The following is a 9,440-nucleotide window of genomic DNA, read 5'->3' as shown; positions in this document are numbered from 1 at the left end:
TTCTATTATTTATGCTGATAACCTGCACCTATACAATAAATTATTTTCATTTACCCTTTTCTATGTAATCTTCAACTTCTCTCTAGTTGATTTTAAAATCATTATCTCTTTTTAAATTTTCATGAACCGACAGATTTCACCTTGACCTCCTATTGATAAAGCTTCATCCTTCTTGGATAATAGGCTAATTTTTTTGAAGTTGCATGAGTTCATATATCTTACGAGTCGTGTTGACATTTCTTATCGTAACTTGTTTATATAGCTTCGTTCCAATAATCTTTGATTTCCCGCTCTTCGTTATATTAATCTTGTCAACCATCCATAGGATCGCGCCGGGGACATAAATTACCGTGTCAATCGATGGTTTAATGACTAGTTTCTCAAGTAAAGCTATATCATCAACTTCATCCCATAAAAACATGACATCACCAGTCATTTCTTTGTCGTTTTTCCATGTGTCAGGAATAGCCTTAATAATACCTTTGATCTCATCGATACTACGAATTAACACTCTAATTTGCAATCCGAATTCTTTTCGAATCACTTCTTCTAAACGATGTGATAATTCAATTTTTGATTGGCCATTGTATGAAAAAATAATATTGCCAGTATTGATATAGGTCATTACATCATTCATCCCGGCTCGTTCAAACGATTGCTTAAGCAGCTTCATGTCAATTTTGTTATTTCCACCTACATTGATTCCCCGAAGAAGAGCAAGATAAATCATAATCATCCTCCTTCCAACTCATTTATGGCATTTCTTTATCTCCGTCAAAAACAATTTCAATTATGGCAAGTAGTAATGCGATAATTATCTCTGTTTTCAAGGAAAGCGTGATACTATTCATAAACTCATCCACAGCGAACAGGACTAGCCAGTTCGATATGCATTCAATACTGATTCGGAAGAAAAATACGTTAATTTTTCCTGTTATATTTCGGACAGATACAGTGAAAATCACTTTGGAAACCAATTCGACAAGGATGCCTAGAACAAAAAAACTACCAACAAACATAACCAAGGACCAGATAGATTTATATTGAACACCCAGCAGGGCAAAAACTCCAGCCAGTCCAAAAAAATAAAGCCCCCACACAAATCCAACTACTAGGGTAATTAGAAAGGTTAATCCGGCGATAGTTGCCATCTTTTCTTTTATATTTATATCACGAAAAGAATCTTTTTTTTCTGGCATAGTTCTGTTCTCCCAGCATGTTAAAAATAAGTATGTTCAATCATTATTGATGTTAGTAACACGTAAACTCATTTCGCTCTCTTCGTTAGAAAAGTTATATTTGATCTCTCCAACTAAGGCTTCAGATCCTCCTCCGTTTTGTATTATTTTTTCACACTCTAATTCATCATAGAAGATTTCATCTATTTCCTTGGGTGTTAAATTTTGATCTACAACAGATATGAAAAAAGCAAATAGGATATTTTTAAAATTCTCTATTTCATCAGCACTTTTCAGGTCAACCCCCAATAAACGAATATTGGTTATAGAAAGAGTGTCTGGATGGGTAACTCCATTTATAGTGATCTTATCGCCTACTTTTGCAAAAATTTCATCTGGTAGAGCACCTTCACTAAAATCAACTGACCCATTAATCTCCATTGTTTCGAAAAAACTATTATACCGATAAGCAAACACATCTGGAACTAGATTATTATCAAGGCTATGGATTTCATTCGCGGGATCTACGACAACTGGTATCAGTTTTTTATCTTTTTCTTTAGCAGCCTCTATAATGGATCTTTTATTTTCATCCTGTTTAATTTCAGTGATGTTTCTAGAATCTTCTTTATATGTGGAGGCTACCACGCTAAAGAGTCCTATAACAATGACTGCTATGGTACACCACATTAGTTTTAATTGCATAAAAATTAATCTCCTATTTTTTGAATTTACTCTGAAACAAAGCTTTGGTAAAGGGGCATCCAGTAATCTTCATTAAACTTAATTTATAAATATACTATCATATATTATTACATAAATTACATATATATCAATTTTTATAAGGTAGTGAAGTTACCCATGGTATCGTACGATTTACCTTATCTAACATTACTAAATGAACTTTTCCAATTATTATGTTATTTTCAGCATACATACAACTCCATATGAAAGAGGTTATGCTAGTGAATGTTTCGTTTCTACACCGTTGGAAAGCCTTCATGATTGATTACCTGTTTATCCTTATTTATTTAGTTGTTCTCTTTTCAATGACTTTCTATTTCCATCCTTACAGGACTTCTTCAACGGTTCATTGATAGTAGCTCAGTTGACTGGTTTTTTAATGGTGACTTTTCCTATATCACTCTATTTTATTATTAGCGATTCAAAAATGGGCGGTCAGTCATTTGGGAAACGGAAAACGGGTATACACGTTGTTAGAAAAAATGGTGACGCAATATCCCTACTACATGCAACCTTTCGAACGATTCTTAAGTTTTTACCATGGGAGTTGTCACATTTCCTTGTTTATCGTTTGATATATATTGGTGATGGCGAAGTACCGATCATCTATTATCTGATTGGCGGATTGATCTATACCCTTATGTTTATGATCTATTGGCGAAAACCCAGGTTGTTAAGGAACCTTCGTTCAATAAAAATTAAACATTTTTAAAGCCTTATTACATATCAAATGTAGTAAGGCTTAGAGCGATAGTAAACAATTATATTATGAATCTGGTGACCAAATGGCTTCTGTACATTTAGAAACGTCCCCCGGCTGCAAGGCCTTTGGGAGAGATACGTTCAATTTCCTCGAAATCGGCTGAGGTAAGTTGAACCTGAAGAGCGCCAAGATTCTCCTTCACCCGGTCTATTCGTTTTGTACCAGGGATTGGCACGATGAAGTCTCCTTGGGCGAGCAGCCACGCCAATGCAAGTTGAGCCGATGTACACCTTTTTTTTGAAGCCATCGCTTCAATCAGCCCTGCGACTTCGACATTTTTCATGAAATTATCACCTTGGAACCGTTCATAATGCCGCCTATAATCATCCTCTGCCAAATCCTCAAACTTTTTAATTTGTCCTGTCAAAAATCCCCGTCCCAGCGGGCTATAAGGAACAAAACCAATTCCTAATTCTTTTAGAACCGGAAGTACTTCATCTTCCACTTCTCTACTCCATAAAGAATACTCCGTTTCCACTGCCGTAATGGGATGAATGGCGTGTGCACGACGAATGATATCTGCAGGTGCTTCGGAAAGGCCGATAAAGCGTATTTTCCCAACCTTAACTAAGTCAGCCATCGTTCCAATGGTTTCTTCAATAGGAGTATTCGGATCGTAGCGATGTTGATAATATAAATCAATGTAATCTAATCCCAGATGGTATAAGCTAGCATCCACTGATTTTTTTATATACGAGGGATCGCCTTTTGGTCCTTGGGTATGTGTTACACCAAATTTGGTGGCGATCACCGCTTTATCCCGTCTATCCTTAAGCGCCCGACCTACCAACTTCTCGTTTTCTCCGAAGCGCTGCTGCGCAAATTCCCCATAAATATCAGCTGTATCAAACATAGTGACCCCGGTATCCAACGCCTCATGAATCACGCGGACCGATTCTTCATTATTGGGCATCATCATGGTTCCAAGCCCTAATGCTGAAACCTCTAATCCCTCACGTCCAAGTAACCTTTTTTGTATCATTCATTCTTCCTCCTAGAAATAATAGTAAGTGGGTTTCTACTAGACTACTTCTTATTTAAGTTTACCCAAAGCTGGGAATGAAGCAGGTCGTGTCAGCCGCTCTGTCATGATGGCTGTGAACTTTCGTGTGAGAAAACGAGTGCTTTGAGCCAGCCAATAATTGGAGGTGCCATCTATGATATAGCTTCTCCCTTTTTGGATTCCTCGGAAACCAGCTTTCACAACTGACTCAGGAGTTCCGTTAATTCCACCTGGCATTTCCGTTGTGCCAATCACATCGAAAAATTCCGTCTTGGTCGTTCCCGGGCATAGTGCAAGTACTCGTACCCCAAGATGGCGGTTTTCTGCAAAGAGTGACTCAGTAAACGATAGAACAAATGCTTTCGTTGCTGCATAAGTAGCCATATATGGGATTGACTGAAAGGCTCCAAGGGAAGCTACATTGACAATAATTCCATTCTTCTGCTGCTGCATGTAGGGCAAAAATTGATGGGTCATATCCACAAGCGAAGCGACATTCAGGTTAATCATTTCCTGTTCCCGCTCACTTGAAATCTCCTCGAAACGACCATGGGTACCGAAACCCGCATTATTAATTAGAATGTTCACATGTAGGTCAAGTTCTCCAATTTGTTTAGCCAATAGCTGCGTCGTTCCTGTAATCGTTAAATCAGCCGGCATTGCAAAAGTCCGAATACCATAGGTGGATGATAATTCCTCCGCTAGTGTCTCTAATTTGTCCTTCGAACGCGCTACCAAAATCACATGGCAGCCTTTAGCAGCCAGTTCCCTGGCATAAACCTTGCCGATCCCGCCTGAAGCACCGGTAACTAGTGCCACTTTGCCTTTGTAATCGAACATGTACGAACCTCCTTGTTATGAAATGTGTATTCCTACAATGGAATATTTATTCTACTCAACTGTATATATTTAACACAAAAAAGTCAACTAATTTAGAAAAAACGTTCCAAATTCGTGGATGATATAAGTTGAATAGCTGATAATATCCTTTTCAACTCTAATTATATGGAATATTTATTCCGTTTTATTTGACAGGATGATACTCAACTTGTATGCTTATTTAGAATAAATATTCCTACTGAGGTGCAAAATGGGTAAACGTGAAGATATTTTGACTGCAACCCTTGATCTAATTACAGAAGAAGGCTTGCAGTCCGTAACCTTTTCGAAAATATTTAAGAGGGCAAATGTGGGTTCTAGCACCTTTTATCATTATTATAAAAGCAAAGAGGAACTAGTTAGTGAGCTCTTTCTGAATGCTCGTACTCATATGAGCGAATCTGTTATGATAGGGTATGATCCAAATCGGACTGTCTATGAAAGATTAAAAGGTATTTTAAAAAGCACGGCGGATTATGCGCTCAACTACCCGAAAGAACTTTCATTTATAGAAAACTATTGCCAGTCACCCTATATCTCCGAAGAGTTGAGGAATAGGTTAGATCCCTCAGCCATCGAAATTTTCTCAATCATAGAACAGGGTCAAAAACAAGGTATTATCCGTGAAATGGATATCATATTATGCTGCCAACTCGTCACGGGAATGATTAACTCTGTCATACAAGGCTACTTAGCAGGAAAATATCCTCTAGACGAATATCAGATTCAGCAGACTCTTGAAGCTTGCTGGAAAGCTATTAAGGTGTAATGAAAAAGCTTTGAGGGCGCCAAAACAAGTGCCCTAGAAAGTGAAAAAGAGAGTAAACCAGGCTTACGTATGACTGGGCTTGCTAAGAGTATCGTTAATGTTTGAATTCTTTTCAAACGACAAGAGACTGTATCCAATTAGTAAACTTGGATACAGTCTCTTGAATTTGCGAATTATTTCGTTATTTTATAAAGCTATTTTACTTATTTCCTTTTCCAACTGTGAAAAAGCTGCACGGAGTTTTTCTTTGGGTAGTTCAGCATAGTTATCTCCGGTGTTTGTTTCATAAGAACAGCTTGAACCGTTTTGTTGTAAATATGATGTAAACGCTATACCTGTTGTTTCATATATACGTACCAGAATCGGTTCAAGCTCCTTTTCAGGAAGGTTCATATGAACATGAAACATATTTGAAACCGGATTCTCAGGAATTGTTTTTACACCAGGGCATTGATTATATAATTTTGCTAGTTCTTTTGCCTCTTCATAATACTGTGCCATTTTATTTATACGAAGCTTAAAATAATAATCGGAGCTAATAACGTAAGGGTACAAGCTGATTAAATCACCGCCATACCGTCTTTTCCATATCTTCGATTCACTTGTAAAGGCTTTAGTTCCCGCTAAAACTGCCCCTGCAATTCCGCCAATTCCTTTGTAGAAGGAGATATACACACTATCGAATAAAGAACATACTTCAGCAGCTGTTTTTTCATAATACGGCAGGATTTCAAAAAGTCTAGCACCATCTAAATGAAGCTTGATCCCTTTTTCACGGCAATAAGCGGAGATGGCTTGTAATTCTGTGTAATCCGGCAATTGCCCGCCAATTCCACTTTGAGGTAATTCTAACACTAGGCAAGCAATGTCCTCCTGAATGGTCTGAACATCCGCAAGCGTAATTAATTGGTCCTTATCTGCAAGCAAGATCGATTCGATATGGTGCAATTTTTTCAATCCATCTTCTTCATGAAGTTCTAGATGACATAAGGGATGATAAGCTACCTTTTTCACTTTCTTTTCGTCACACCATATGCGTAAGGCAATTTGCTGGGCCATTGTTCCGCTAGGGAAAAATATGGCTGATTCTTTTCCAAGATACTTCATCATTTGATCTTGAAAGTCATCGATGACTTTTCCTCTGCCATAAAAGTCACTTTCTATATTTCCAGAAACATCTTTGAATGCCTCTTTTAATACTTGAACATTTCTTTTACTGTGTTCTCCAACTCGAAACTCAGCTTCTCTAAATGCTTCTGATAAGGATTTAGTCTTTATCATAGAACTTCAACTCCTAACAATGATATTGAGCAGGTTTAGTGAACAAACATGCCTAGTTAATTATAGTTCAAAAGTATTCAGAAAAATAGAACTAATCACGCGATAAGACGGTGACTTTCTCATAAAAAAATCCAAGCAGCGATTAGCTTAAATCGCTGCTTGGTTTTCATGCTTCAAGAAGTGAAACAATTTTCTTATCGGTAAAGCTCTTCGTTCCCGCTTCGATCAGGCGAATGACTTGCAGCCCGTCGTCCGCTGTGACTGGGATTTGTCCATCATTTCGTATGGCTTGAGCGATTTGCTCAAAGTAGGCTTTGTAGTTGCCTTTTTTGACCTTGATGACTTCCGTTGTTCCATCGGCTTTTGTCAACACACTACTTCTTGTTTCATCAGGTTTACCATAATCTTCTTCTGTCGGGGATAGTCCGTTTACCAACTGTCCTTCTTGTGGATCGAGTCCGAACAAGATATAAGACGCTTCTGTTCCATGAAGAACAAACCTTGGCGTTTCAGCAGCTACTAGCGTTCCCCCGCGAATCAAGACGCTTGCATTATCGTACTCTAACACAACATGAAAATAGTCCGTCGATTGAGCGCCATCTCTTTGTTTTTGTAGATTTCCATAGATCGTATTCGGCAACCCAAACAATACATTGGCTTGATCGAGCATATGCGGTGCCATATCGTAAAAATTCCCGCTGCCCGGAGCCTGTTTTTCTTTCCATCGGTTACGTACTTCTTTGCGGTAGCGGTCCCAATTCATCTCGACCGTATGCACTCTACCCAACTTACCGCTCTGCACGATATCCTGAACTGTAAGAAAATCTCCATCCCAGCGACGGTTTTGATAGACGCTTAAGACGACATTATACTCATTAGCAAGCTCTATTAATTCCACACCTTCTTCTGCGCTAACCACAAAAGGTTTTTCGACAATGACATGCTTTCCAGCAAGTATTGCTTGTTTAGCAAACTCATAATGAGTCGGCGTTGGCGTCGAAATTACGATTAATTCAATGTCTGGTTCATTTGCAAAAAGGATATCTAAGTTTTCGTATACAGGCACATTCGGTCGTACCTCACGAACCGCTTCGACATGTCTAACAACAATCGCTGACAAATCAAACTCCTCAAGATTTTCAATGAAAGGTGCATGAAAACTAGATCCTGATAAACCAAAGCCGATAATCGCCGTTTTAATCTTCTTCATTCAAAACACTCCTCTTAAAGGTCATTGTTTCATAACCACGTTTAAAATTTCTACTTAATTATCGAACGTATTAACAACGAGCATACTCTCTACTAAAAGATACATAATCTTTACATCATTATACTCGATAAATGAGTTTTTATAAAATTCCAGTTTTCTTAACCATGCTTTAAATAAAACAAACCGAGGATGTTAACATTTTTTCTTTACTATCAAGGAAATGCTACAGGTTACTGATTATAACCAGTCCTATTCGTTAAATATTCCTGTTTTGTGATACTCATTCTTAAGCGATCAACGAATCTACCTTTTCTAAAACGATCTTGTCTTAAAATACCTTCTTCAATGTAACCCATTTTTTTATACGATCTAATTGCTTTTTCATTATCTATTTCCACCCTAAGCCAAATTTTGTTTAGGTCTAGGGAATTGAATCCAAAGTTGAGCATTTCATTCATTGCAGCTGCTCCATACCCCTTACCCCAATACCGTTTATCCCCGATAGCAATACCTAATTCAGCGTGTTGATTCAAGCGGTCAATATTTTTCAAATCCACCCAGCCGATATGAATCCCGTGGTGATCAAGAATCGCTTTTTGTTCATAGCCATTCGTTTTATGTATACACATATCTATCCATTGAAGGGTTTCTGCCTCACTAAATGGAGGGTATTTATCAGGCATATTAAGATGCCTCGTCACTTCCTCATCGAGACACCATTGGTAACGGTCTTTTGCATCATCAAGCACAAGTTCTCTCAAGCTGACTTTAGGAAATCGTGTCGTCATTTAATAACCCACCCACTCTCACATATCCTCATTAATAATCGCAAGTATTAAATGGTCTTCCCATTTCCCATTGATTTTTAGGTTTTTCCGTGCAATCCCCTCTTGATGGAATCCCGATTTTTCTAACACTCTAATCGAGCCTAGGTTTGCTGGTTTAACCCCTGCTTCTATTCGGTGAAGCTGTAATTCCTCAAACGCATAATTGACTAGTAAAGGAATGGTTTCTGTCATATATCCTTGTCCATTATGTGCTTTGTCTAAGACATATCCCATGATGCAACTATGTGCTGGCCCTCGTTCTACCTTAAACAAACCGATACTACCGATTAATTCTTCACTATCTCTTTTAAAAATTCCATAGGAATACGAATGGTCACGTTTCATATTTTCTTCACTTGTTTTAATTCGTTCAAGCTGGCCCTCTAACGTGTAATAGGCTTCTTCACGGTCTACCGAATACTCCTGAAAAACAAACGATTTCTAACTTCTAATTGCACATTTACGGCTGCGTCTTTACTTTCCAGCGGTTTAAGAAAAACCCTGTTTCCTTCGATCTTCATTCTATACAATCTCCTAATCTAGCTAAATTTGTTAGCCACATTTTATCACACTAATCTGAAATCTCTTTCAAAGAATTTACTTTTCATCGAGTTAATCGTCGATAATCTTTGCTTATACATGATTGTTTTAGTCTTCTTGACTTCAGCAGATAGCTAATATCAGACAGATTATCGTATGAAAGCTGTACATAAAAATAGTTAATATATTCAAGAAAGGCAAAGACATAGATACATGCAGCGATTAACAATCCACCTTCAGGTAAGG

At 37.9% G+C, this 9,440-nt stretch carries 10 protein-coding genes and 2 pseudogenes; 2 read left to right on the top strand and 10 right to left on the bottom strand.

Annotation, left to right across the window (positions count from 1 at the left end):
- Positions 1–184: 184 nt before the first annotated feature.
- The 3 genes from WYK_RS04820 to WYK_RS04810 are packed head-to-tail and all read right to left on the bottom strand — an operon-like array spanning position 185 to position 1,883.
- A complete protein-coding gene (locus WYK_RS04820) occupies positions 185–730 on the bottom strand; it encodes a DUF1697 domain-containing protein (protein ID WP_040373458.1) in 546 nt (181 codons plus the stop codon).
- A gap of 22 nt (positions 731–752) precedes the next feature.
- Positions 753–1,199, bottom strand: coding sequence for a YrvL family regulatory protein (locus tag WYK_RS04815; RefSeq protein WP_040373457.1), 447 nt, complete (start codon positions 1,197–1,199; stop codon positions 753–755).
- Between the two features lie 36 nt (positions 1,200–1,235).
- On the bottom strand, positions 1,236–1,883 hold the full coding sequence (locus tag WYK_RS04810; protein WP_040373456.1) for a hypothetical protein: 648 nt from the start codon (positions 1,881–1,883) through the stop codon (positions 1,236–1,238).
- 418 nt (positions 1,884–2,301) lie between these two features.
- Here WYK_RS04810 and WYK_RS23725 point away from each other — a divergent pair, with 418 nt between their 5' ends.
- Positions 2,302–2,634: an RDD family protein gene (locus WYK_RS23725; RefSeq protein ID WP_235782439.1), complete on the top strand. Its 333-nt coding sequence runs from the start codon at positions 2,302–2,304 to the stop codon at positions 2,632–2,634.
- Between the two features lie 88 nt (positions 2,635–2,722).
- Here the strand turns inward: WYK_RS23725 and WYK_RS04805 are convergent, their stop codons facing one another.
- Positions 2,723–3,664, bottom strand: a complete 942-nt coding sequence (locus WYK_RS04805; protein ID WP_040373459.1) for an aldo/keto reductase — start codon at positions 3,662–3,664, stop codon at positions 2,723–2,725.
- Positions 3,665–3,718: 54 nt separating this feature from the next.
- Entirely contained in the window at positions 3,719–4,528 is an 810-nt protein-coding gene (locus WYK_RS04800) for an SDR family NAD(P)-dependent oxidoreductase (RefSeq protein ID WP_040373455.1), read from the bottom strand.
- Between the two features lie 250 nt (positions 4,529–4,778).
- Here WYK_RS04800 and WYK_RS04795 point away from each other — a divergent pair, with 250 nt between their 5' ends.
- The gene (locus WYK_RS04795; protein WP_040373454.1) at positions 4,779–5,336 is read left to right on the top strand and encodes a TetR/AcrR family transcriptional regulator; all 558 of its coding nucleotides are present in this window, start codon (positions 4,779–4,781) and stop codon (positions 5,334–5,336) included.
- Between the two features lie 186 nt (positions 5,337–5,522).
- Here the strand turns inward: WYK_RS04795 and WYK_RS04790 are convergent, their stop codons facing one another.
- The 5 genes and pseudogenes from WYK_RS04790 to WYK_RS25450 all read right to left on the bottom strand — a co-directional run.
- Entirely contained in the window at positions 5,523–6,617 is a 1,095-nt protein-coding gene (locus WYK_RS04790; protein ID WP_040373453.1) for a threonine aldolase family protein, read from the bottom strand.
- Between the two features lie 166 nt (positions 6,618–6,783).
- Positions 6,784–7,827, bottom strand: a complete 1,044-nt coding sequence (locus WYK_RS04785; RefSeq protein WP_040373452.1) for an oxidoreductase — start codon at positions 7,825–7,827, stop codon at positions 6,784–6,786.
- Positions 7,828–8,057: 230 nt separating this feature from the next.
- The gene (locus WYK_RS04780) at positions 8,058–8,615 is read right to left on the bottom strand and encodes a GNAT family N-acetyltransferase (protein ID WP_040373451.1); all 558 of its coding nucleotides are present in this window, start codon (positions 8,613–8,615) and stop codon (positions 8,058–8,060) included.
- An 18-nt stretch (positions 8,616–8,633) separates the two neighbouring features.
- A pseudogene (locus tag WYK_RS04775) lies at positions 8,634–9,175 on the bottom strand (GNAT family N-acetyltransferase).
- An 83-nt stretch (positions 9,176–9,258) separates the two neighbouring features.
- A pseudogene (locus tag WYK_RS25450) lies at positions 9,259–9,440 on the bottom strand (general stress protein); the annotation flags it as partial.

Source organism: Peribacillus psychrosaccharolyticus ATCC 23296, from assembly GCF_000305495.1.
Classification (GTDB): domain Bacteria; phylum Bacillota; class Bacilli; order Bacillales; family DSM-1321; genus Peribacillus; species Peribacillus psychrosaccharolyticus.
This window is presented reverse-complemented; position numbering and strand designations above follow the sequence as displayed.

What these genes read in the sequence shown, in the direction of transcription:
- WYK_RS04795 (WP_040373454.1), top strand. Translation starts at nt 4,779, where the DNA reads ATGGGTAAACGTGAAGATATTTTGACTGCAACCCTTGATCTAATTACA.
- WYK_RS04800 (WP_040373455.1), bottom strand. Translation starts at nt 4,528, where the DNA reads ATGTTCGATTACAAAGGCAAAGTGGCACTAGTTACCGGTGCTTCAGGC.
- WYK_RS23725 (WP_235782439.1), top strand. Translation starts at nt 2,302, where the DNA reads ATGGTGACTTTTCCTATATCACTCTATTTTATTATTAGCGATTCAAAA.
- WYK_RS04820 (WP_040373458.1), bottom strand. Translation starts at nt 730, where the DNA reads ATGATTTATCTTGCTCTTCTTCGGGGAATCAATGTAGGTGGAAATAAC.
- WYK_RS04810 (WP_040373456.1), bottom strand. Translation starts at nt 1,883, where the DNA reads ATGCAATTAAAACTAATGTGGTGTACCATAGCAGTCATTGTTATAGGA.
- WYK_RS04790 (WP_040373453.1), bottom strand. Translation starts at nt 6,617, where the DNA reads ATGATAAAGACTAAATCCTTATCAGAAGCATTTAGAGAAGCTGAGTTT.
- WYK_RS04780 (WP_040373451.1), bottom strand. Translation starts at nt 8,615, where the DNA reads ATGACGACACGATTTCCTAAAGTCAGCTTGAGAGAACTTGTGCTTGAT.
- WYK_RS04815 (WP_040373457.1), bottom strand. Translation starts at nt 1,199, where the DNA reads ATGCCAGAAAAAAAAGATTCTTTTCGTGATATAAATATAAAAGAAAAG.
- WYK_RS04785 (WP_040373452.1), bottom strand. Translation starts at nt 7,827, where the DNA reads ATGAAGAAGATTAAAACGGCGATTATCGGCTTTGGTTTATCAGGATCT.